The organism is Pseudomonas sp. UM16, from assembly GCF_050312595.1.
Lineage (GTDB): Bacteria > Pseudomonadota > Gammaproteobacteria > Pseudomonadales > Pseudomonadaceae > Aquipseudomonas.
In genome coordinates, this window is record NZ_JBNPJT010000024.1 from 19,473 (window position 1) to 43,067 (window position 23,595).

Annotated in this window: 19 protein-coding genes; 13 read left to right on the top strand and 6 right to left on the bottom strand. The window is 60.8% G+C overall.

What is annotated here, in order from left to right; translation table 11 throughout:
- Positions 1-88 precede the first annotated feature (88 nt).
- Entirely contained in the window at positions 89-877 is a 789-nt protein-coding gene (locus ACQRAX_RS22940) for an AraC family transcriptional regulator (protein ID WP_412041398.1), read from the bottom strand.
- Between the two features lie 87 nt (positions 878-964).
- Between ACQRAX_RS22940 and ACQRAX_RS22945 the strand changes: the two genes are divergently transcribed.
- Positions 965-1,984: a bile acid:sodium symporter family protein gene (locus ACQRAX_RS22945; protein WP_412041399.1), complete on the top strand. Its 1,020-nt coding sequence runs from the start codon at positions 965-967 to the stop codon at positions 1,982-1,984.
- Here ACQRAX_RS22945 and ACQRAX_RS22950 read toward each other — a convergent pair.
- Positions 1,971-3,248: an acetyl-CoA C-acetyltransferase gene (locus tag ACQRAX_RS22950; RefSeq protein ID WP_412041400.1), complete on the bottom strand. Its 1,278-nt coding sequence runs from the start codon at positions 3,246-3,248 to the stop codon at positions 1,971-1,973. The genes ACQRAX_RS22945 and ACQRAX_RS22950 overlap by 14 nt on opposite strands.
- Before the next feature lie 201 nt (positions 3,249-3,449).
- Between ACQRAX_RS22950 and ACQRAX_RS22955 the strand changes: the two genes are divergently transcribed.
- The 10 genes from ACQRAX_RS22955 to ACQRAX_RS23000 all read left to right on the top strand — a co-directional run bounded on the left by ACQRAX_RS22955 (position 3,450) and on the right by ACQRAX_RS23000 (position 10,530).
- Positions 3,450-4,802 carry a 3-oxoacyl-ACP reductase gene (locus tag ACQRAX_RS22955; protein ID WP_412041401.1) on the top strand — a complete coding sequence of 451 codons (1,353 nt, stop codon included), beginning with the start codon at positions 3,450-3,452 and terminating at the stop codon, positions 4,800-4,802.
- 2 nt (positions 4,803-4,804) lie between these two features.
- Positions 4,805-5,659: a MaoC family dehydratase gene (locus tag ACQRAX_RS22960; RefSeq protein WP_412041402.1), complete on the top strand. Its 855-nt coding sequence runs from the start codon at positions 4,805-4,807 to the stop codon at positions 5,657-5,659.
- A gap of 61 nt (positions 5,660-5,720) precedes the next feature.
- Positions 5,721-6,026 carry a MazG-like family protein gene (locus ACQRAX_RS22965; RefSeq protein ID WP_412041403.1) on the top strand — a complete coding sequence of 102 codons (306 nt, stop codon included), beginning with the start codon at positions 5,721-5,723 and terminating at the stop codon, positions 6,024-6,026.
- The gene (locus ACQRAX_RS22970; protein ID WP_412041404.1) at positions 6,023-6,772 is read left to right on the top strand and encodes a methyltransferase domain-containing protein; all 750 of its coding nucleotides are present in this window, start codon (positions 6,023-6,025) and stop codon (positions 6,770-6,772) included. Before ACQRAX_RS22965 ends, ACQRAX_RS22970 begins: the two co-directional genes overlap by 4 nt.
- Before the next feature lie 19 nt (positions 6,773-6,791).
- On the top strand, positions 6,792-7,430 hold the full coding sequence (locus ACQRAX_RS22975; RefSeq protein ID WP_412041405.1) for a DUF4136 domain-containing protein: 639 nt from the start codon (positions 6,792-6,794) through the stop codon (positions 7,428-7,430).
- Between the two features lie 19 nt (positions 7,431-7,449).
- Complete coding sequence (locus tag ACQRAX_RS22980) at positions 7,450-8,031, top strand: DUF4136 domain-containing protein (RefSeq protein ID WP_412041406.1); 582 nt, start codon at positions 7,450-7,452, stop codon at positions 8,029-8,031.
- A gap of 150 nt (positions 8,032-8,181) precedes the next feature.
- On the top strand, positions 8,182-8,652 hold the full coding sequence (locus ACQRAX_RS22985) for an A24 family peptidase (RefSeq protein ID WP_412041407.1): 471 nt from the start codon (positions 8,182-8,184) through the stop codon (positions 8,650-8,652).
- 133 nt (positions 8,653-8,785) lie between these two features.
- On the top strand, positions 8,786-9,568 hold the full coding sequence (locus ACQRAX_RS22990; RefSeq protein WP_412041408.1) for a response regulator transcription factor: 783 nt from the start codon (positions 8,786-8,788) through the stop codon (positions 9,566-9,568).
- Positions 9,569-9,829: 261 nt separating this feature from the next.
- Positions 9,830-10,063, top strand: coding sequence for a Flp family type IVb pilin (locus tag ACQRAX_RS22995; protein ID WP_412041409.1), 234 nt, complete (start codon positions 9,830-9,832; stop codon positions 10,061-10,063).
- A gap of 59 nt (positions 10,064-10,122) precedes the next feature.
- Positions 10,123-10,530, top strand: a complete 408-nt coding sequence (locus tag ACQRAX_RS23000; RefSeq protein ID WP_412041410.1) for a response regulator — start codon at positions 10,123-10,125, stop codon at positions 10,528-10,530.
- 9 nt (positions 10,531-10,539) lie between these two features.
- Here the strand turns inward: ACQRAX_RS23000 and ACQRAX_RS23005 are convergent, their stop codons facing one another.
- Both ACQRAX_RS23005 and pbpC read right to left on the bottom strand, forming a co-directional pair.
- Complete coding sequence (locus tag ACQRAX_RS23005) at positions 10,540-12,204, bottom strand: ShlB/FhaC/HecB family hemolysin secretion/activation protein (protein WP_412041411.1); 1,665 nt, start codon at positions 12,202-12,204, stop codon at positions 10,540-10,542.
- 115 nt (positions 12,205-12,319) lie between these two features.
- Positions 12,320-14,674, bottom strand: coding sequence for a peptidoglycan glycosyltransferase PbpC (pbpC, locus tag ACQRAX_RS23010; RefSeq protein ID WP_412041412.1), 2,355 nt, complete (start codon positions 14,672-14,674; stop codon positions 12,320-12,322).
- Between the two features lie 104 nt (positions 14,675-14,778).
- Between pbpC and ACQRAX_RS23015 the strand changes: the two genes are divergently transcribed.
- Positions 14,779-15,072 carry a hypothetical protein gene (locus ACQRAX_RS23015; RefSeq protein ID WP_045182322.1) on the top strand — a complete coding sequence of 98 codons (294 nt, stop codon included), beginning with the start codon at positions 14,779-14,781 and terminating at the stop codon, positions 15,070-15,072.
- A 70-nt stretch (positions 15,073-15,142) separates the two neighbouring features.
- Here the strand turns inward: ACQRAX_RS23015 and ACQRAX_RS23020 are convergent, their stop codons facing one another.
- Entirely contained in the window at positions 15,143-20,065 is a 4,923-nt protein-coding gene (locus ACQRAX_RS23020) for an alpha-2-macroglobulin family protein (protein ID WP_412041413.1), read from the bottom strand.
- A 145-nt stretch (positions 20,066-20,210) separates the two neighbouring features.
- Here ACQRAX_RS23020 and ACQRAX_RS23025 point away from each other — a divergent pair, with 145 nt between their 5' ends.
- Positions 20,211-21,551 carry an MATE family efflux transporter gene (locus ACQRAX_RS23025; protein WP_412041414.1) on the top strand — a complete coding sequence of 447 codons (1,341 nt, stop codon included), beginning with the start codon at positions 20,211-20,213 and terminating at the stop codon, positions 21,549-21,551.
- A 53-nt stretch (positions 21,552-21,604) separates the two neighbouring features.
- Here the strand turns inward: ACQRAX_RS23025 and speA are convergent, their stop codons facing one another.
- Positions 21,605-23,518: an arginine decarboxylase gene (gene speA, locus ACQRAX_RS23030; protein ID WP_045182317.1), complete on the bottom strand. Its 1,914-nt coding sequence runs from the start codon at positions 23,516-23,518 to the stop codon at positions 21,605-21,607.
- Positions 23,519-23,595 lie beyond the last annotated feature (77 nt).

Consider the following 23,595-nt stretch of genomic DNA (forward strand, 5'->3'; position numbering starts at 1 on the left):
GTTGTAACGACAAACCGTTCGACTTGCCATAGTTTTTGTATCTGTCGGTGCACAATCGTTCACAAAAATCTTCAGATTTCTTTGCCACTCACAGGCACAAGCCTCCGGGAGTGAAGCCAAACATGCCTTTAAAAGCGGCGATATAGGCCGAGGTCGAATCGTAACCACAGCCCAACGCAGCCTCGGTAACGCTCTGCCCGGCCTCAAGAGCCGTCAGCGAAGACAACAGGCGCATGCGCTGACGCCAACCGCGGAAGCTCAAACCGGTTTCGCGCTGGAACAAACGCATCAGGGTTTTTTCCGAGGTATTCAAGCGCTGCGCCCACTGCCCCAGGGTGTGTCCTTGTTCCGGGTGCGCGAGCAGTTCATTGCACAGTTCCAACAAGCGCGGATGCTGGGGCAAAGGCAAGGAGAAACCCACCTCCGGCAACACCTGCAACTGATCGAGCAAAACCGCCACCAGCCGCGCTTCGGCGCTGTTGCCTTCGGCATAGTCCACCGGCAACAAACAAAACTGCTTGATCAACTCGCGCGCCAGCGGCGTGACTTCCAGCACCCGACAATGCCCCGGCGCCCAACTGGCCTCCTCTCGGCGCACATACACACTGCGCATCTCGGCCTGCATGGAAGTCACCACTTCGTGTTCGACCCCAGCCGGAATCCATACGCCCCACTGCGGTGGGGCGAAGTAGCTACCCTCAGCGGTATAGACACCCAGCACTCCACTGATCGCATAGGAAAACTGCACCCAGTCATGCTGATGACGTGGCGTCCAGGACCCCGCGCCTAAGCTTTCCGCCCGCGCATACAGCGCCCGGGGCAATCGTTCAAGTACAGGAATTGGACGAGGAGCAGGTTGTTGTCCGTTAATCGGCATCACTTGGCCTTATGTCGCAAGACGGCAATCATTCGCCGAGCGTAGCCTTTGCGCTCAATGAATACAAAATGATTCGAAGGCCCGCCCATGCATGCGCTCAAGTACCTCAAACGCGTGGTAACCGACTGGTTCCTCTGCGGTATGTTCGTTGCCACCTTTCTGGCCTGGTTGTTCCCCAACGTTGGCCGCAGTGGCGGAGCGATGCACGCCGAGTATGTCATCAATGTCGGCGTCTTCCTGGTGTTCTTCCTGCACGGCGTCAACCTGTCCGGCGAGCAGATTGGCCAGGGGCTGAAGAATGGCCGCCTGCACCTGATGGTGCAGGGCTTTACCTTTATCGTCTTCCCGCTGCTCTGGTGGTTGGCGGACACACTATTGGGCAGTCACCTTCCCGCACTGTTGATGCTGGGCTTTTTCTATTTGTGCGCTCTGCCGTCGACCATCTCCTCATCTGTGGCGCTGACCGGTAGCGCTGGCGGCAATGTTCCGGCAGCGATCCTCAATGCCAGCCTGTCCAGTGTCCTCGGGATTTTCCTGACTCCGTGGCTGGTCAGCCTGGTGGTCGGCACCGGCAGCAATGGCATCGAACTGGGCGCAACGCTGCTAGACCTGTGCACCTTACTGCTGCTGCCGCTGGTCCTGGGCCAATTGCTGCGCCCTTGGCTGGGTCGTTTTTTCGCCCGACACAAGCGCTACACAAACATCGTCGACAAGCTGGTGATCCTGCTATTGGTCTACGCCGCGTTCTGCAACTCGATGGTCTCGGGCATGTGGCAGCAGCAAGGTCGCGCGGTATTGATTACCGCCTTTGTCGGCAGTGCGCTGCTGCTGGCGCTAGTGCTCTGGCTGACCACTCGCAGCGCCCGGGCCCTGCGTTTGAGTCCGGCTGACGAAGTGGCAGCGGTGTTCTGCGCCAGCAAGAAATCCTTGGCCGCCGGTGCACCGATGGCCGCGTTGATCTTCGGTGCGCATCCTGGGCTGGGCTTGATCTTGCTGCCGATCATGATCTATCACCCGCTGCAGTTGATCGTCTGCTCAATCATGGCCGAGCACTATGCCGATCGCCCGGCCCCACTCACAACAGCGTCGCTGGTCAGCGCTCAATGATGGCTGTCACGCCCTGACCACCAGCGGCGCAAATCGAGATCAGGCCGCGGCCCTTGCCGGCCGTGGCCAACAGCTTGGCCATATGGGCCAGGATACGCCCACCAGTGGCTGCAAACGGATGTCCGGCCGCCAACGAACTGCCCTTGACGTTGAGTTTGCTGCGGTCGATCGCGCCCAGCGGCTCAGCCAGCCCCAGGCGATGCTGACAGTAGTCGAGGTCTTCCCAGGCCTTGAGGGTGCACAGTACCTGGGCGGCGAAGGCTTCATGGATTTCGTAGTAGTCAAAGTCCTGCAGGCGCAGGCCATTGCGTGCCAGCAAGCGCGGTACCGCGTAGGCCGGCGCCATCAACAGCCCTTCCTGGCCTTTGACGAAGTCCACGGCCGCCGTTTCGCCATCGACCAGATAGGCCAGCACCTGCAGATCGTGCTCGCGGGCCCAGTCTTCACTGCCCAGCAATACCACCGAAGCGCCATCGGTCAGCGGCGTCGAGTTACCCGCCGTCAAGGTGCCCTTGTCGCTACGCTCGAAGGCAGGTTTGAGGCTGGCGAGCTTCTCGAGTGTCAGGTCCGCACGTAAGTTGTTGTCGCGGCTCAACCCAAGGAAGGGCGTCAACAGATCGTCATGCCAACCGTCGTCATAGGCAGCCGCCATATGCTGGTGACTGAGCAAGGCCAACTCGTCCTGCGCCTGGCGAGGAATCTGCCAGGTCTGCGCCATCAGTTCACAATGCTGGCCCATGGACAAGCCTGTGCGTGGCTCGCCATTTCGCGGTAGCTCTGGTTTCAGATGGCCCGGTCTTAGCTTGAGAAATACCTTGAGTTTGTCGGCCATGGTCTTGGCGCGATTAGCCTGCAGCAGCATTCGGCGCAAGCCTTCATTAACGGCAATGGGCGCATCGGAGGTGGTATCGACACCACCGGCTATACCGCTGTCAATCTGGCCCAAGGCAATCTTGTTGGCCACCAGCAGCGCCGCCTCCAACCCGGTGCCGCAGGCCTGCTGCAGGTCGTAGGCCGGCGTTTGTGCCGACAGGCGAGAGCCCAGCACGCATTCGCGCGTCAGGTTCATGTCCCGAGCGTGCTTGAGCACAGCGCCGGCAACGACCTCGCCCAGCTGCAGGCCATGCAGGCCGAAACGTTCGATTAGCCCTTCCAGCGCCGCCGTGAGCATCGCCTGATTACTGGCAGTGGCATAGGCACCGTTGGAACGAGCGAAAGGAATTCGGTTGCCGCCAATGATCGCGACTCGGCGCAATGAGCGCATGCGTACCCTCCTCTTCTTTTTTCTAGCACATCGTCCAATGTCAAAGCGCACTCTGTGCTGGCTGCTTTACTGTGAGAGCCAGCCCCCACAGATCGGCACAGGAGCGTTACTCCCCCACAGCGTAGGTGTTTTTTCAGGGTTCGAACGACCAACGGCCAAAGATGGTCCACACTTTGAAGCTTATTTCAGGGAGAGCCGCACATGAGCGACCGCTATATCGACTTCGCTAACTCCGACCTTGGCCGCCGTCTGGTCGGCGCCGTCGGCTTGCCCAGCCCTGCGCGCCTGGAACGTTGGCAGGCCGGTCGCCTGCGGCCGATCGAAGGCGCCCTGCTGCTGGGCGGCGGCCCTCTGGCGAACAAGGTCGAGGCGTTTGCCAAGCGCCTTACCGATGATGTCTACAGCTTCGCCAGCCCCGATCTGAGCGCTACTGAGTGGGTCGCAGGGCTGGGTACCAAGCTCAAGGCGGTGGTCTTCGATGCCAGCGAACTGGATGACATTGATCAGCTCAAGCAATTGCGCGAATTTTTCCAGCCACTGCTTCGCAGCCTGGCGCCCAGCGCGCACATCGTGATTCTCGGCCGTGCGCCGGAACAACTCGATGACCCACTGGCTCAGGTCGTCCAGCGTGCCCTGGAAGGTTTCAGTCGCTCACTGGCCAAAGAGCTGCGTGCTGGTGGCACCTTGCAGTTACTGTATGTCAGCGATGCCGCCGAAGACCAGCTTGAAGGGGCCTTGCGCTTTTTCCTCTCGCCCAAGAGCGCCTTTATTTCCGGCCAGGTTCTGCGCCTGGAGGCCTGTAGCACTCAGGTGCAGGACTGGACCCGGCCATTGGCAGGGCGCAAGGCTCTGGTTACCGGCGCCGCCCGGGGTATCGGTGCAGCGATTGCCGAAACCCTGGCCCGCGATGGTGCCGATGTCATCCTGCTCGACGTGCCTCAGGCCAAGAGTGACTTAGAGGCGCTGGCCGCGCGCCTGGGAGGACGCAGCCTGACGCTGGACATTTGCGCGGCCGATGCTGCCGCACAACTGCTCGAAGGGCTTCCTGAAGGCATCGATATTGTTGTCCACAACGCTGGCATCACCCGCGATAAAACCCTGGCCAACATGACCCCAGAATTCTGGGACTCGGTACTGGCGGTCAATCTCAAGGCCCCGCAAGTGCTGACCCAGGCCTTGTTCGACAGCGGCGCTCTGCATGACAACGCGCGCGTGGTACTGCTGGCCTCAATCAGCGGAATTGCCGGCAACCGCGGCCAATCCAACTACGCCGCCAGCAAAGCAGGGCTGATCGGCCTGGCCCAGGCCTGGGCACCAAAGCTTTCGCCACGCGGCGCCAGTATCAACGCTGTAGCGCCTGGTTTTATCGAAACCCGCATGACCGCCGCCATTCCCTTTGCCCTGCGCGAAGCCGGGCGGCGCATGAGTTCGCTCGGCCAGGGTGGCCTGCCCCAAGATGTCGCCGAAGCCATCGCCTGGCTGGTCCAACCCGGCAGCGGTGCGGTCAATGGCCAAGTGCTGCGCGTCTGCGGCCAGGCCGTGATGGGGGCTTGAACATGACTCGACAGTGGCAGGACCTGAGCAGCACCGACTCACTTTCTCACCTTTATTTGCGCGCCGCCCGCAAGCGCAAGATCAGCGGCAGCAGTTTGCCTGACACGGGGTTGCGTTGTTATCTGGAGGTCCAACAGCAGCGCCTTGAGGCCTATCGCAAGCTTTGTCACTTCAGTGACGATGGACGCTTGCCACCCACCTTCCCCCACGTGATGGCCTTCGCCTTACAAATGCAGGTACTTACCGACAAGGCGTTCCCGTTCCCTTTGCTTGGCCTGGTGCATCTGCACAACAGCATCCGCGTACTGCGTCCGCTCGGCGGTATCAGCCGCCTGCGGTTTAGCGTACATGTGGATAACCTGCAAGCGCATGAAAAAGGCGCTACTTGCGATCTGGTCACTGAAGCTGAAGATGGCATCGGCCTAATCTGGTCCGAAACCAGCCGCATGCTGTGTCGCGCGATGAAACTGGACGCAGAACCAGTGGCCAGCGAAGAGCCTGCCAGTGAGCCTCTGGACGAGTTGACCCGCTGGTACGCTGACAGCGACATTGGTCGCCGTTATGCCAAGGTGTGCGGCGACTACAACCCGATCCATCTTAGCGCTGCCAGCGCCAAGCTGTTCGGCTTCCCCACCGCCATTGCCCATGGCATGTGGAGCAAGGCCATGACCTTGGCAGCCCTGCGCACTCACCTGCCGGTCAGTGGCTACCAGGTCGAGGTGGACTTTCTCAAACCCGTGCGCCTGCCCAGCGAAGTGATCCTCAATGCGAGCCTCCCTGCCGACCAGGGGCAACTGCGCCTGGACGGCCATGGCGATCTGGCGCACATGCGCGGAGCCTGGCAAACCCTGGCGTGAAACAGCCCTCTTGCGTTGCGCAGTCGTCCGCCTGAAGCTATACGGCTTGAGGAGAGTTTTGATGAACCTGCACGAACTGACGCAACGCTTGCACCGTATCCGCGACACCAACGATTGGCGCGGTTTTCACAGCCCGAAAAACCTGGCCATGGCCGCCAGTGTCGAGATGGCTGAACTGGTCGAAATTTTCCAGTGGCTGAGTGAAGACCAGTCGCGTCAACTGTCACCTGAACAACTGGAGCATGCCGGCCAGGAGGTCGGCGATATAGTGTTGTACCTGTTGTTGCTGTGCAGTGAATTGGGTCTGGACATGGATCAAGTGGTGCGGGCCAAACTGGCCGACAGTGAACGGCGCTTTGCACGATGAAAGACCGCCATTTCGATGCCCTGGCCACACGCTTTGCCGAGAAAATCTACGGCGGTGCCAAAGGCGCAATCCGCCTGGCGGTGCTCCAGGCTGACCTGGCCGAAGCCCTGCCCGACCGCCCTTTGCGCGTATTGGATATTGGTGCGGGCCTGGGTCATATGGCCCTGTGGCTGGCTGAGCGCGGTCATCAGGTGACACTGGCCGAGCCCGCCGCACCAATGCTTGAAGGCGCTCGCACGCGCTTTGCCGAAGCTGGCCAACCGGCGACGTTCATCCAGGCGCCCTGGCAGGAACTGCTCGGGCAACTAACAGAACCCTACGACCTGGTACTGTGCCATGCGGTACTGGAATGGTTGGCCGAGCCTGAAACCATTTTGCCGGTCTTGCACCAACTGACCCGCAGTGATGGCTTGCTGTCACTGGCGTTCTACAACCGCGACGCCCTGGTCTATCGCAATTTGCTCAAGGGCCATTTCCGCAAACTGCGACGCGATGACATGGCCGGCGAAAAGCAGAGCCTGACCCCGCAAAAACCACTTGATCCACGCACGCTCAGGGTGCAACTTGAAGATCTGTGGCAGGTCGAAACAGAAAGCGGTGTCCGGGTATTTCACGACTACATGCCCAACGAGTTCCAGGCCAAGGCCGAGTTGCTCGACCTGCTGGAAATGGAACTGGCCCATCGACGCCATCCCGCCTTTGCCGGGCTGGGACGTTACCTGCACTGGCTCTGTCGACCACGCTGAATCACGCCGGGAGGGTGACATGTCGCATCGTTTGGCTGTGGGCCTGCTTGTCCTCGCCCTGGCAGGCTGCCAGAGCAGCAACCCTTATGTCGCCAGTTCCCTGCCGCTGCCACCGGCGCCGCCGCAGGCGGCCACCACCTTCGATGCCAGCGCCTACCCTGCCCCGCCACGGGATTTTGGCCGCTACCGCAGTTGGGCCTGGCAGAACGGTCAGTTGCCGCCCGGCACGGCCCTGGCAGAGCCTGGGCAAATCGCCGACGCGGTCAGCAATGCCCTGGACCAACAAGGTTTACGTCCGGCACGCAATGGCCAGGCCGGCGATCTGCTGGTCAGTGCCAACGTGCAACTGGAGCGCCGTCTGCGCCAAGTGCGTGAAGACTATTACCCCTACGATAGCTATCCCTATGGTTACCCTTATGGTGGTTACGTCGGTGCTGGCCGCTACTACAACGGTTACGGGGTGGCTGCCAGCGTTCCGTTGGTGCGCACCTATGAAGTTGAAGTGGTGGTGGTCTACGTCGATCTGTATGACGCCCGCGACGGTCAAGCGGTCTGGAGCAGCAGCGCCGAGACCAGCAGCCAGGGCTCCCAGGGCGAACGCGCAGAGGCTTTACGCGAATCAGTGAACAAAGCCCTCAGCGGCTATCCTCCCAGCTAAAGGCAATTGGAGATCCACCATGTTGTGCCGTCTTGCTTTACTCTCGTTAGTGATGTTGCTCGGCGCCTGCCAGAGCAACAATACAACTGTGGATTTCGATTCCAGCCGCGATTTTGCCGCCTATCGCAGTTGGGTGTGGCAAGAACCGGCGTTGCAGTACCGTCCTGACGATCCGCGGATCAAGAGCGACCTGACTGAACAACGCATCCGCCAGGCAGTGACAGGTCAGCTTGATCAGCGTGGTTTGCACCCGGCTCAAGGCAATAGCCAGGGCGATCTGAAAGTGCAGTCCTACCTGATCGTCGAGCAACGCCAGCAACAGATAACCACCCATTACGGCGGCGCCTGGAACGGGTACTGGAACGGATACTGGGGTGGGCCGATGTACAACGAAACCCGCAGCGTTGACTACAAGGTGGCGACCATCCAGATCGATATGTTCGACAGCAAAGATGGCAAGCTGGTGTGGCGTGGCAGTGCCGAACAAATCATGAACAACTACCCGCCAAGCCCGGAAGAACGCAGCAGTGCGATCTACAACACCGTGAGCAGCGCCTTGTCCAACTACCCACCCGCTAGAGGGACAACGCCATCGCCGTGACTACGCCCTGCTGATTGCGCCCTAGACTCTCCAGCGCCACTGCGCCTTTTTGCCGTCTGACCGCGCTTGCTTTCATGATCGCGTCTACCCTGACAGTGACACCTGACTGACAGCATAGAATCATTCACCACAAAGGGATGCATTTCGCCAATGCAAAGCGTTGTCCTGCTGTTGTGGCTTGCCTTGTGCGCGGAACAAGACATGCGTGAGCGCCAGATCGCCAACACCCTGACCCTCGGCGCAGCAGCCTGCGCACTGAGCTATCTGTTCATGACCGGGCACACCTGGATCGGTGCCGACGCCAGCGAAGGCGGCTGGGCACTGGCCATCGTCATGCTCCTGACCTTGCCCGGCTATATGCTCGGTCGCTTCGGCGCCGGTGACGTGAAGTTGCTTGGCGCCCTGGCACTGGCGACCGATCGCATGTATGTGCTGGGCACCTTTATCGGGGCCGGGATAGCAGTACTGATCTGGCTATCCAGTCGACGCTGGCTTTGGTCACTGTTAAGTCAAAAGGTTAAGAACCGCATCAAGCAACTGACCGAAGAAACGTCAAATAAACAACCCTTCGCACCTTTCATATTGGCCGGTTTTGTACTGGCCAGCGTGTGGATCCACTAGTCGCCCAGCCCCCTACCTGCGCCACGTATCGCTTTTACATAGTCGTAAAGTGCGACTACTTTCTACAGAGTCCGCGGCCGATCGCAAGGCCCCAAGCTCTGGGACAGAGGAGCTTCTTAGCAGGGAGTAGCGTGTGAACAAGCCCGTCAGTGCAGTAAAGGTATTGGTGGTCGATGGCCAGCCCTTGACCGTCGCAGAGCTGTGCGAGTTTCTGCAAAACTACGGCTACTGTTGTGTACCCTGTCAGTCCACTGATCAGGCGCTCGAGTGCTTTGCTGCTGATCCTGGCATTGGCCTGGTGCTGTGCGACCTGCACATGCCCGGCTGCGATGGCATCGAGTTACTCAAGGCGCTGAAAGTTATCGCCGGGCATCAGCGGATTTTCGAAGCCATCATGCTCACCGGCCAAGCCGACAAGCAGGATGTGATCAAAGCCTTGCGCGAAGGCTTTGCCGATTACTACCAGAAACCCGTAGACCTGAACGAACTGCTCGAAGGCGTTCAGCGCCAAGACGCGGCGTTGCAAACGCGGCAGAAAGAATTCCAGCAACTGGGTAGTTTGAACCAGAAGCTGCAGTACCTGGCCGACTCGATCGATGACCTGTATCAGGACCTGGACAAAGCCCGCGGCCTGGGCGCGCATCGTCGAGCCACCGACGTCGAGAATGAAGCAGAGGGCGAAAGCCTGCCAAGCCTTTTCGAGCAACTGTCACCGCGTCAGCTGGAAGTCGCGCGCCTGGTCAGTAAAGGCAAGACTAATTACCAGATCGCCTGCGAATTAGGCATCACTGAAAACACCGTCAAACTCTATGTCTCCCAGGTATTACGCCTGACCCACATGCACAACCGCACGCAATTGGCGCTGGCGATGTCACCGAGCAGATCGCCGCTGCATCTGCGGATGACGGCGCAATAGCATCGTTGCCGACGGGGCCTTTGCGACGCGGACGACGGCCGCCTCTTTCGCCAGCACCGTCAACGGCTGTGAACTCAAAATAAGCAGTGCCAACACTCCGTTAAAACAGCAGGTGAGTGACGTCAAAAAGGCACTATCACTTTCGCATTAATGCCTTCTTACATTTGCTGGATTTCCGGCGTTTGACGATGCTGTGATGGCAAAGGGGAATCATCGAATAAATCCCCAGCCATCTGCGCCTTGTGCGCTAGGAGAAATGCCATGCGTCTGTGCCGAATGCTCAAGCGTTGCAAAGAATTCTTCTACCGCAAGGACGGGGCCTCAGGTATCGAGTACGCCATTGCGGCGGCAATGGTGGCGGCGGTGTTGACCACCTTTATCGAGCCCATTTCCACCAACGTCACCTCGATTTTCGAAAAGGTGCAAACCTCCATGGAAAATGCGGGGAAAACTGGCAGTGCTACTGCTTCTACTGGTGGCGGTAGTGGCACTTAAAGACTGACTAGCTTTATGGGCTTTACGGCCTGACCTTTGAACTCTAACGGTGTAACACCATGCCAACCTCTTCCCAGCGTCAACAGATTCTCCTCGTGGATGATGAAGAGGACGCCTTGCTGGAACTGGCCGAACTGCTTGAGGGCGAAGGCTTCTGTTGCTACACCGCCACCTCGGTCAAACTCGCCCTGCAGCAGCTCACCCGCCACCCGGATGTGGCTCTGGTGATTACCGACTTGCGCATGCCGGAAGAAAGTGGCATTTCCCTGATCAAGCGCCTGCGCGAGCACACTGCGCGCCAGCAGTTGCCGGTGATTGTCACCTCCGGCCATGCCGACATGGACGACATCAGTGACTTGCTGCGCCTGCAGGTGCTGGACCTGTTTCGCAAGCCGATCTATCACACCCGCCTGCTGGAGACCCTGGATAACCTGTTCCCCAAGCCCCGCTTGCACCTGATTAACTGACCACCGCTGCTACAGCTGACAGCTGAAACTCACGGTGAAACGTGGCTGCCTATTGAGGCTGTCCAGAGCGATGTCCGACATCGGCTTGGCCGCCTCCATGGAGATGTTGTAAGAGCGGGCATCGCCAAGGCGCAGCCCCAGCGCCGCTGAAGACAAGCGTGAGTCACGTATTTCCAGTTCGTTGAACCAGCTTCGCGAAGCATCCACCACAACATAGGGCTGAACCTGCCTGAGCCAGCCGCTGTCACGTTTGAAGCTGTAGTTCAGTTCATACGCCGCACCCCAGCCCTTGTCGCCTGAAGCTTGATCGCTGGGATAACCACGCCCGAACGTCTGCCCACCAAATACGGCGCGCTCGCTGTCAGGCAGGCTGTCGTTGGTCCAGAACAACGCTGCCGAAACCACACCCTGCCAGTGATCGAAGAAGCGATCACTCTGCAACCCGGAGACACGCAGGCGCAGAAAATCGAGATCGATATCACCTGTGGTATTCGCCCCAAGATAGTCCATGCCCTGGTAGGCACCGACACTGAGAATACGCAGCTGTCGCGGATCGGCCTTGCGCCAGTCACCTTCGAACGCCAACGCACGTACATCGGTACGGCTGCTGATCCTCAGGGGTACATCGACGGCGTGATAATCGGTGTCGTCGTTCACCGCATACAGGCGCCCACCAGCGCTCAGCCACTCGTCGGGCGCGCCAATCAGGACCTGACTGAGGCCAACCGAGTAACGGTCGTTCTCGCGGCGTTGCTTGAGGTCGATGCCATTGTTCAGACGCACCCGCGCACGCGGCTCACTACGATACTGCGAGGCTGACAGGTTGAGCTGGCTACCTTGGCTGTCCAGGTACTGGGCATAGTCCAGACGGTAGTAGTATTCATGGTCATCGCCGGGTGGCAATAACGCACTGAAACTCACCTGTTCGGCCAGCGCCGTCTGGGCGTTGCTGCTGACGCTCAGCAGCGCCTGAAGATCGTCGCGACTGCCATCGCTCAGGGTTAGCGTCGAGGAAACAGCTTTGCGCGAGGCCTGGACGATCAGCTTGCTCGCCCCGTCATGGCTGTCAGGCGCCTCCACTTGTGCGCGAAGGGTGACGCCGGGCACTCGGCTCATCAACCCGGTATAGCGCTGCAAGGTCTCGCGCGTCAGCGGGCGCTCGGTTTTGAGTCGGGTCGCCAGCTTGTCTAAGTAAGCTGACGCCGGGCCAATATCGCCTTGCAGTTCATAGTCGCGAATATAGCCCTCGACCAACACCACCTGTACCCGCCCATCGGCAAAATCCTGCGCTGGCAAGTACGCGTAGGACAACAGGTAACCATCCTGCTGATAACGTCGGGTCAGGCGTTGGGTCGCTTCGTTCAGCTCGGCCAGGCTGACCTCGCGATTGATCAGGTCCTGATAGTTGTCGCGCAGGTCGCTCAATGGATAGAGGGTGCCGCCCTCGAAGCGCACCTTGTGCAAGCGCACTCGTTTACTCATAAACGCTTGCGGCTGAGGGACAGGCGCAGCCACTTGCAGGTCAGGTGCACTGGGGCGATAGACATCGGCGGGCAGGTTGGGCGCGGGCAGGCTGCGTTCGACGTCATTGCTATTGAGAAAGCCTGGCAGCGGTTCGGCGCTAAGCCCACTTGCCCAGGCAAGACTCACAATCGCGACGGTCAACGGACGCATTGGACGCTCCATGATCCCGACAAGTACAAGAGAGCCAAGACAGTCCGCTCGTCAGTCTCAAGCGTAGGTGTTGCCCGCAGGATCGTCTAATTACAATACCAGGGGCCGCCAGCCCCTAGTCATTGATCTGGAACTCGACCCGTGCGGTTTGCCCGCTTTCATCCAGGGCACTCAGTTCCATCCGTCCGCTCTGTTCGAAGCGGGCGCTCAAGTGTTCCTGCCCCAGCGATTCCCCCAGTGGCACACCGTTGAGGAACCACCAGCGCCGCCCACTGCCACCTAGCGCAGACACCTCAAGACGCAAGGGCTCGCTGCTGGTGGCCGGTCGGCGCAGTTGATCGCCTTGGCGCACACCGACGATAGACAACGGCGGGGCAATCGCCGGGACCTGGGGTGGGCAGGCTGGATCAACCTGGGGCAAGCGCGCCTGACGCCGCTCCACGCGCGGCAACCAGGGCTCCAGCGGCGCCGGCCACAAGGCGATCTCGCGGGCCTGGGCCCCCGGGCAACTGGTATCGACCCGTTGCCCGCGGGTGTTGAGCCACACTGTTTCGCGCAAGCCGACGCTCAAGGGCTGGTCGGCCGCTTGCAAGGTCGGCGGTGTGGTGCCGTCCAGCGTCCAGGCAAAGCGCTGGCGACGGCAATTGTCGTCCTGGCGGGCAAGCGGTTGCCCCAACGGCCAGCAGATCGCGGCCACGCCGACATTGGCAGGCACCGCCGCCACCGGTACGGCAATGCCACGTTGGCTGTCGCGGTTGCTCAGCACGTCGTGAACCTGAAGCATCAACGGTGCCGCCGACGCCAGGCCAAACTGCCCCGGTACCGGGGTGCCATCCGGTCGACCGATCCAGATCCCAATCAGATAACGCGGCCCGACCCCGATCGACCAGGCATCGCGAAAGCCATAGCTGGTGCCGGTTTTCCAGGCCAGTTGCGGACGCTGCACCAATTCGGCATGCGGGTCGCGGTCCGGGCGCGCCTGGCCACTGAGGATGCGCCGGATGATCCAGGCACTACCCGGCGACAGTAAACGGCGCTCAAGCAATGGCGCGTCCGGCTGCAAGCGCATCGGGGCACTCATACCACCACGCGACAACGCACCGTAGCCGGCCACCAGGTCTTCCAGGCGACTGCCCGCACCGCCGAGGATCAACGACAGGTTTGGCTCGGCCAGCGGTGGCAAAGTCAGGGGCACGCCGCCCATGCGCATTTGCGCGGCAAAGCGCTTGGGACCGTAGGCTTCTAGCAACTGCACCGCTGGCAGGTTCAACGACAGCGCCAACGCCGAGCTGGCGGCCACCGGGCCGCTGAACCCCATTGAGAAGTTACCGGGTCGATAGTCGCCATAGCGTCTAGGCACGTCCTGCAGCAAGGATTCGGAATGAATCAGGCCATCGTCCATGGCCATGCCATAGAGGAACGGTTTGAGCGTCGATCCAGGGGAACGTAAGGCGGTGATCATGTCGACATGGCCGAACCGTCGTTCATCGTTCAGGTCAACCGACCCCAGGTAAGCGCGTACCGCCATGGTCTGCGCCTCCACCACCAGGATCGCGGCCGAGGTTCGCTCAGGCAACCGGGCTCGCCAGCCCAGCAACAAGTCTTCCAGGCGACGTTGCAGCGAAGCATCGAGGGTAGTGCGGATCAGCGGTGGGCTGTGTGGTCGATTCAAACGTCGCGCCAGCAAGGGAGCCAGCGCTGGCTCCTGGCGAGGCGCCAGTAACAAGGGCTCCTCCATGGCCTCATCGATTCGCTGTTGCGGCCATACCTGAAACTCGGCCAGGCGTTTGAGTACTTTGTCGCGGGCCACCTGCGCACGCGCCGGGTGCCGGTCCGGACGCAAGCGGCTTGGTGCCTGGGGCAGTACCGCGAGCATGGCCGCTTCCGACGGGGTCAGGTGTTGCGGCGATTTGCCCAAATACGCCCAGCTGGCTGCGGCCACACCCTGCAAGGTGCCGCCAAATGGGGCGCGATTGAGGTAGATCTCCAGAATCTGCGCCTTCGACAGGTGCCATTCCAATTGCGCCGTGCGCCACAACTGGCGCAGCTTGCCGGGCAAGGTGCGTGAATGCGGATCGAGCAACCGCGCCACCTGCATCGACAGCGTACTGCCCCCCGAGACCACGCGCTGGTCACGCACGTTTTGCCACGCCGCACGCCCCAGAGCCAGCGGGTTGACACCTGGATGCTGGTAGAACCAGCGGTCCTCGTAGGTCAACAGTGCCTGCAGATAATAGGGCGATACCTGTTCGGCGCTGACCGGGTAGCGCCAGACCCCCTCGGCATCGGCGAATCGCCACAGCGGTGTGCCGTCCTCGGCCAGCACCACCCGCGCCAGGTCATCGGTCGGCAGCGGCAAGGGCCAAATGCGGTCGGCGGCCCACAGCAGTGCCATCAACAACAGCAGCACAGCCAATAGCCCTCTCAGGCGTTTTGCCATTGAGCTGAGCGGGCGAGCTAAGATGTGCATCAGGCCTCCCTGCCGCTGGCAATGGGCAGGGAACCGAGCGGGCCAATGCATGGCCAAAGGTTTGGCAACGGCCAATGAGCCGATACGATCATCAGGAAGCAACTATGCATGTAGAAGGTTTTTTCGAGTGGCTCGGCCAGGCACTGGGTGCGCTGATCCGCTTTATCGTTGATGCCCTGAGCGGGCTATTCAACCTGCTGACCAACGCCGGTGGCAACTTTATCGACGGCTTGGCACGCACGCTGGGCATGGACACCTCGTTAGTCAGCATCATCGCCCTGATCATCGGCTTGATGCTGCTGTACTCGGCAATCCGCGCCTTTATGCGTGCGTCCATTGTGCTTGGCATTATCTGGCTGGTGTTGGGGCTGTGGGTACTGAGCTGGATCATCCACTGACGATACTGCAGCCTTAAAACGCTGTAGGAGCCGGCCAGGCCGGCTCGTACAATAAAACTGCACCCCGCGCTCAGCGGCCCCTCACCACCATATCACCGGCAGACTCACCCACCGACTGCATGTTCGGCCGGTACATCGACTCTACCTGTGGCGGCGGCACTCGATAGGTACCAGGTGTCACGGCACGCGCCAGGTACAGCAAGTGAGTGGTGCCGTAGCTGTTGACCGGCAACGCCGCGACATAACGATCATCACGAAACTCCTGATGCACCAAGTTGGCGTTCTGCATCGATTCACGCCACTGTTTCACTGCGCTGCTGGCGTTCTCCAGGCTGGCTGCGCTTTGCGCCAGGTTCTGGTTTTCCAACTCAAGGCCAGCAGGCAGCAAGTCAACTACCAGCGCATCCGGCACCCGCGTCGTAGCGGTCAACGCCAGGTGCACCAGCACCAGGTCACCACTCTTGAGCGCCCGAATATCCAGAGGCTGACCGTTCATGCCGAGGTACTCGCGACGAATGCTCATGCCGACGTTAATCGCCGCCGGCGCCTGACGCGGATAACCGGACAGAGTCAATTGCTGGTAGAGCGTCTCACTGCCCTGATTCTGTACCGTCAGCGGCGAAGACAGCAGTGGCCCTTCAAGCTTGAGCCCCGAGTGTGCGCTATCCAGGTCTCGCAGCTCGCCGGCGCTGTCCAGACGCGCCGACCACTTGCCTTCAGGTCTGCTGAGCAGGCCACGGCCAGCGAGGAACAGGGCGTTACGCTCCTGGGTCGATAGCCATTGATTGGCCGCGACCTGATCGGAAAGTTCAAACAGGCGTTGATCCAGGGTGTTGCTGGCCAGGTTGTTTTCTTCGAGCAGGGCCAGAATCAATGCCTGGTCACGCACCGGGCTGCCGTAGTCTCCGAGCCAGCCTTTAGCATCACGAGCAACCGCCAGGCCGGCCTGCAAGGCTTGCTGGGCACGTGGTTTGTCGCCCATTTTTTCCAGGGCGATGGCCAATTGCACCAACGGCAAGCCGGAGCGCGCGTCGCTGCGCCGCTCGAACAGGCTGCGCAGTGCGCCCAACGGCGCCTGCTGGGTTCGAGCAAGTACCAGTGCGGCATAGGCCTGCACGGCAAAGCGGCTATGCTCGGCGTTGTCGCTGTAGTTAACCTCGATCAGGTTGCGCTCCTGCAGATAACGCAGCAGGCGCTCGCTGGCCTTCTTCAAGGCATCGGCAGGCACCGCATAGCCCTGCTCACGCGCCCGCAACAGGAAGTCGGTGACATAGGCGGTCAGCCAATACTCTTCCTCGCTATCGGAACTCCACAGGCCGAAGCTGCCGTTGTAACGCTGCATTCCCAGCAGGTGTTCGATGCCCATCTCGATCTTGCGCTTGCGCACATCGGCCGGCTCGCCAGTGATGCCAAGACGTTTGAGTGTTGCAGCATCGGCATACAGCGATGGGTACAGACCACTGGTGGTCTGCTCCAGGCAACCATAGGGGTAGGCTTCCAGAGCACGGATCTGCTCGGCCAGGTTCAGCGGTGGGCGGCTGGACAAAGCCAGCATTGCCTCCAGGCCCGCCGGTTCGAATGCGGCCAGGTCAGCCTCGGGCAAGCTCCAGGGTTGATCGCTGAGCGCCACCCGGTAGTGTTTGAGCATGGCCGGATACGCTGGGCGGATGCCCAGGGTCCACTCGCGGCTGAAGGCTGTGGCCTTCTCACCCGGCAGTTGCAGGCCCAGCACGTCCACTTTGACCTTGCCTTGGCCCAACCCACCAGTGGCCTGCACCGGCAGTTTCAAGGTGACCCGCTTGCCTTGGGTCAGGTCTATGGTTTGCTCGCCAGCGCGCATCAAATTCAACTGGCCTTCAGTACTCAGGCGCACCGTCAGCTTTTGCGCCTGCCCCGACAGGTTCGACAGATCCAGCGCCAGGGTGGTGGTGTCGCCTCCGGCAAGGAAGCGCGGTGCTGACAACTCGGCAATCAGTGGCGCAGCAACCACTGTCTTGGCTTCAGCCATACCGTAGCGCTCTTCGGTCCAGGCTTGCGCCATCAACCGCAACTCACCGTTGAAGTCAGGAATATCGACACTGAGCTCACCTTCACCGTTCTCGTTCAACGTCACCGGTGCACTCTGCTGCGCGACGATGGTGACACTGGTATTGGGTCGCTTGCCGCCCTTGGCCATCGCGGCGTCACCACCGAAGGCCAGACTGGCCAGACGGCCCTGGCCGGCTTCGATCAACTGGCCGTAGATGTCCAGTTGGTCGGCGCCGTAGGCTTTACGCCCGAACAGGCCGGTGAACGGGTCTGGGGTCGGGTAATCGGTGATATTGAGGATACCTACGTCCACCGCCGCCAGTAGCACATGCACCTGCTTGGGCACACTGCCGTCAGCATTGCGCGCCTGGACTTTAACCTTCAACGGCTGCTTGGGGCGCATCTTTTCCGGTGCATTGAGCGTCACCGCCAGCTTACGCTCGGCACGGTCCAGCGGTAAGTGCAGGATGCCAACTGCACGCTTGGGCGTGGCGTTGACCTTGCGCTCGCCCGGGCGAATCACCAGGGCGCTAACGTACAAATCATGACGAGCCCATTTGCGGTCGAGCTTGATCTCGAAGGTCTTGCCTTCGGCCGGTACGTCGATCTCTTGCCACCACAGCGGTCCGTCACTGGACTCGACCATCAAGTAGCCGGTACCGGCTGCAGGTGGTGTGACGGTGACATTAGCCGTGGCGCCATCGGCGTAAGACGGCTTGTCCAGGGCCAACTTGACCTGATCCGGACGTACCGCGCCGCCGTCGGCGTTGTCCTGGGCACGGTAGCCGGCCCAGAAGCGCTCGCTTGAAACCAAGCCAGTGGCCGGGTCTTCGACTTCAACGCGATACGGGCCCCATTCAACCTGGAAGTTCAGGCGCGCAGTGGAGCCGGCTTTGATGTTGACCGTTTCTTCACTCTGGGTCAGGAACTTCTCGTTGAAGTTGTAGCTCCAGCCGTCACTCTGCGAGTAGTTCCAGTAGTAGTCGCGGCGCTCGCGAATCAGGCGCACCTTGAGGTTGTTGACCCCCAGTTTGTTGCCATCGCGGTCGGCGACCAGCACTTCAAACTCCACCGGTGCATCACTGTCGGTTTCTTCACCGTCAAACAAGCCACGCAATCCCGGCAGGCGTTCAGCAGGCCAGATCGGCTGCTCCAAACGCCGGGTAATCGGCCGGCCACCGGACTCCTGCAGACTGGCCTGCACCGTCAGTTGCAGCGGCGAACGGGCTTCAGACCATTTGCTTTCAATGCTGATAACGGTGTTGCCGTTGGCGTCCAGATTGACTTCATCGAGCTCCAGGTCCTGACTCAATTCCTGCTCAGTGATCGAGCCGAACTGATAACCCGGCAACGCCGGTACCGCTTCGCGCAATGGGCGTACATAGGCCTGACCGCTCAGACGGTTGCCCGACGCCGGGGCGCCATACAGGTAGCGACCATTGACGTCGATTTCAACATTCTGTTCAGGACTGAGCGGTACATCGCTGCCTTTAAGCTCCAGGGCCAGACGCTCAGGCAGGAAGTCTTCGACGAGAAATTCATAAACCTGCTTCTTGCCGCCACCCAGGTCGAACAGCAATTGCCAACGGCCGGTCGGGGCTTCGCTCGCCAGTTGCAGTTGGTACTGATAGAGGCCGTTGCTGCCTGGCTCCCAGACAAACTTGCGGCTGACCTGTTCATCGGGCCGACGCACTTCCACTGTCACCGGCTGGGGTTTGAGCGGGCGACCGTCCTGATCACGCAGCAGGCCATTGAGCAGCACCGTCTCGCCGGGGCGGTACAGGTCACGTGGGCCGAATACGAAAAACTGCAGGGGGTTGGCCTGGGGTCCGGTGATTGCGAACTCTGCCAGGTCCAGCGCGGCACTGTTCAGGCGCAGCATGGTGGTGTGCACGCCCTGTTTAGCCAGCAGGGTCTCAGCCTTGGGCGGCGTCGGCAGCTGGGCATGACCATCGCTGTCGGTCTTGCCCTGCGCCAGCACCCGGCCTTCTGCGTCGAGCAGTTCAAGATCGACGCCGCTCAGTGCCTTGCCGCCCTCCAGTCCCTGGGTGAACACGTCCATACGGTTATGGAAACGGTGCGCCGACACACCAATGTCACTGAGGGTGAACAGCGTCGCTGGCTGCGAATAGTCGTAGGTGCCCGAGGCGCGCATGACCGCCAGGTACACACCAGGCTCCTGCAGCTGTTTGATCCCGGCAATTGGCAGCAACACGGTTTCGCGAGTGTTGCGCGCCGGGTTGAGGTCGAAACGGCCGCTGTAGACCAGATCGGCCATGTCCAGGGTTTCTTTCGACTGGTAGTAGTACAGGCTGCTGTTACGACCCCAGGCGCTAAGGAACGGCGACAGCGACTCGGGCTTGATGCGGAAGAACTCGACATCGACCTTATTGACGTTCAACGCAATCACAGGCAAGCCTTCGGCCAGACGCGTCGGCAGCAGCGAACCACGGCTGGCAAAGCCGATGGTGGCCTGCATGTCACGGGTTTCCAGACGGCTAACCGACTCAGCGGCCAGGCGTTTGCCGTTGACCGCCTGCAGGCCGGCATCAATGGTCAGTACCAACTTGCGTTGCGGCTCCAGGTGCCGCAGGCGTAGTTCCATACCGTTGTCGGAGAGCTCCCAAGCCCCATCGACCTTACCTTTGACGGTATCGACCAAGTGCACCCGGTCAGCAAAGTTCTGCTGCGCATCCAGTGGCACGGAAAAACTCAGGGACAAGGCACTGGCCCCATCGACCTGAACTTCAGAGACGTCCACCACACTAAGCTCGCGGCCAGCGTAGCGCTTGGCCAGGGTCGCGGCGTCCTCGACCGGTTTTGCTGCGGTGGCGGTCTCTTGCACCTGAGGTTGACTCTGGGCGGGTGCCTGGGCCGGCGGCGTGGCGGGCTTATCCGGGGCAGACGAGTCGCAGGCACTGAGCAAGGCCAGCGCGCAGGCCAGCAACAATCCTTTGTTGAGCATGTAAGTAACTCTTTGGCAGCAGGTTCTGAAGGGTGAACTATATATCAACCGCGCAGCGACCGGGCTGCGGCATCTGCGCTTCCCTCCACAGTTACAGGATTTGTTGCCGGTAGCGGCTACAATGTGCGGCTTGCCTGGAGCCGACATGTCCCAATTGCTCACCGACTGGCGCGACCGCCCCACCCACCGCAAGGTCTGGGCACTGGCTGCGCCGATGATTCTCTCGAATATTTCCGTGCCCATGGTGGCGCTGGTCGATAGTGCCGTAATTGGCCATCTGCCCCATGCTCACCAGCTTGGCGCGGTCGCCGTCGGTGCCAGCCTGTACACCTTTCTGGCTTGGGTAATGGGCTTTTTGCGCATGGGCTCCACCGGCTTTGCCGCCCAAGCTGCTGGGCGTGCCGATGGCGCGGCGTTGCGTCAGGTGCTGGTGCAAGGCTTGTTGCTAGCGCTGTTGTTTGCGCTGTTGCTGGGCGTGTTGGCCCTACCCTTCAGTCACCTGGCCTTGCAATGGATGCAGCCATCGGCGGCGCTGGAGCAATCGACCCACGACTTTTTCCAGACCCGCTTGCTCGGCCTACCGGCAGCGCTCGCCAGTTTCGCTTTGGTTGGCTGGTTCCTCGGCACCCAGAACGCCAAGGCGCCGCTGGCGATTCTGTTGACCACCAACCTGCTCAACATCGCCTTGAACCTGTGGTTCGTGCTGGGCCTGGATTGGGGCGTAATCGGTTCGGCACGGGCATCGGTCATTGCCGAATGGAGCGCCGCCTTGCTCGGCTTGGCCCTCACCCGCCCGGCGCTACGCGCCTACCCGGGCAAGATCGCCTGGGCGCTGCTGGCACGCTGGCACAGCTGGCGGCCATTGCTGGCGGTCAACCGCGATATCTTCATTCGTAGCCTGGCGTTGCAAGCGGTGTTCTTCCTGATCACCGTGCAGGGAGCGCGTTTGGGCGAGGCCACGGTGGCTGCTAATGCCCTACTGCTCAATGGCCTGCTGCTGACGGCTTACGCCCTCGATGGTCTCGCCCATGCGGTCGAAGCCTTGTGCGGCCACGCCATTGGCGCGGGTGATCGCCAGGCTCTGCGCCGCTCGTTGACGGTCGCCTGTGGTTGGTCGCTACTGGCCAGTAGTGGCTTTGCCGTACTGTTTCTATTTGGCGGGCATCTGTTCATCAATATGCAGACCGACATCGCCAGCGTGCGCGAAACCGCCTACCAGTACCTGCCGTACCTGGCCCTGCTGCCGCTGATCGCGGTGTGGAGTTACTTGCTGGATGGACTGTTCATCGGCGCCACGCGGGCACGGGAGATGCGCAATGGCATGCTGCTCAGCGTCGTTATTGCTCTGCCGGTCGCTTATGTTGCCAGGGACCTGGGCAACCACGGTTTGTGGTTGGGCTTTTTGCTGTTCATGGCCTTGCGGGGGGTGACGCTGGGGGTGATAGGCTGGCGGTTGCAGCGGCGGGATGGGTGGTTTTCCCGGTAGATTCGAGGGCTGCTCTGCAGCCCATCGCCGGCAAGGCCGGCGATGGGCCCTGATCAGCTCGACAGGTACGAAGAGCGGGTCAGGCCCAGACGCAACGCATCAAGGAACTGGGTCTTCTCACGGGCAGTGATCTTGGCACTGGCGCACTTGTCGCGGTAGTGAGTCATCAACTCCTCCGGCGACAGGTGCACATAACGCAGCATGTCTTCGATGGTGTCGTGGGTCTCGATACCGGCGTGGTACACGCTACCGTTCGGGTTCTGGTAGATGTTCACCGAGTCGGTATCACCGAACAGGTTGTGCATGTCACCGAGAATCTCCTGGTAGGCACCGACCAGGAATATCCCCAGCAAGTAGTCCTCACCCTCATTGATCCCGTGCACCGGCAAGCTGGTTTCAATGCTCTGCTCGTCGACGTACTGGTTGATCTTGCCGTCGGAGTCGCAGGTAAGATCCTGCAATACCGCGCGGCGCATCGGCTCTTCGTCCAGGCGATGCAACGGCAGAATCGGCAAGACCTGGCCGATGGCCCAAGTGTCTGGCAGGCTCTGGAACACCGAGAAGTTGCAGATGTACTTGTCGGCAAGCTTGTCGTTGAGCTCATCGAGCACTTGGCGATGCGAACGCTGACGGGCCTTGAGCGAGTTGTGCAGGCGTCGGCAGACGGCGAAGTAGCACTGCTCGGCCAGGGCTTTCTCGGCCAGGGTGATCTTGCCATCAGCGTACTGCGCCGCCACGTCACTCATGTAGTGAGTCGCACGCCAGTAGGTCTCGGTGACCATCTCGATATCGGTCGGGCCGAGCAGGTCAGCCAGCCACTGTACGGTCTCGGGCAGGCTTTCCTTGTTCTCGATTACCGGCACTTCGTCGTTGTGCTTCTCGACGTCGGTAACCTGCACCACCAGCATGGCGTGGTGAGCAGTCAGCGAGCGGCCGCTCTCGGAGAAGATGTGCGGATGCGGCAAGCCCTGAGCATCGCAGAACTCTTTGAGCATACCGACCACAACACCGGCGTAGTCGTCCATGTCGTAGTTGATCGAGCTGGCATTGCGCGAGTGGGTACCGTCGTAGTCGACACCCAGGCCACCGCCGACGTCGATGTGATCGACCGGCAGGTTCAAGGCGCGCAGTTCGCCGTAGTAGCGAATCGCTTCTTTGAAACCGTGCTGGTAGTCAGCCAGGTTGGCGATCTGCGAACCCATGTGGAAGTGCAGCAGACGGATGCCCTGGTCCAGACCGGCGTCACGGAAACGCTGAACCACCGAGATCAACTGCGCAGCCGACAAGCCAAACTTGGACTTCTCGCCACCGGTATCAGCCCACTTGCTCGACGCCAGCGACGACAGACGTACGCGCAGACCAACCTGCGGTTTGACCTTGAGCTCGGCCGCCTCTTCGATCACCAAGGCCACTTCCGACTCTTTCTCGATGACGATGAACACGTTGTGACCAAGTTTCTGGCCCATCAGCGCCAAACGAATGAACTCACGGTCCTTGTAACCGTTGCAGACAATCGTGCCGCCTTTGGGTGCCAGCGCCAGAACAGCCAGCAACTCAGGCTTGGAACCGGCTTCAAGGCCAATGGAGACGTTCTGGGTGGCGATGATGTTCTCCACCACCGCTTCTTGCTGGTTAACCTTGATCGGGTACAGCGCGGTGTACTGGCTCTGATACTCCAGGCGCGCGATGTTGGCATCGAAGGCACCGGTCAGCTGGCGCACGCGGTCTTGCAGGATATCGGGGAAACGCACCAGCAACGGCAGCGACAGGCCGCTCTTGCGCAGCTCGTCGACCTGTTCGTACAGATCAATCGGCGCGCTGCCAGGCCCATTAGGGCGAACTTCGACGCGGCCGGCCTCGTTGATTGCGAAGTAACCGGCCCCCCAATGGCGAATCCCGTAAACACTACGGCTGTCCGCAACTGTCCATTGGCTGCCATCGTCTTTGCGTGTGCGTCGTACGGACATTGAAGTCCCCTATATAAAAAGTCGAATAACACCGGCCAGCAGGTGGCGGGCGCAGTGTAAAACCTGGAAATGACGAT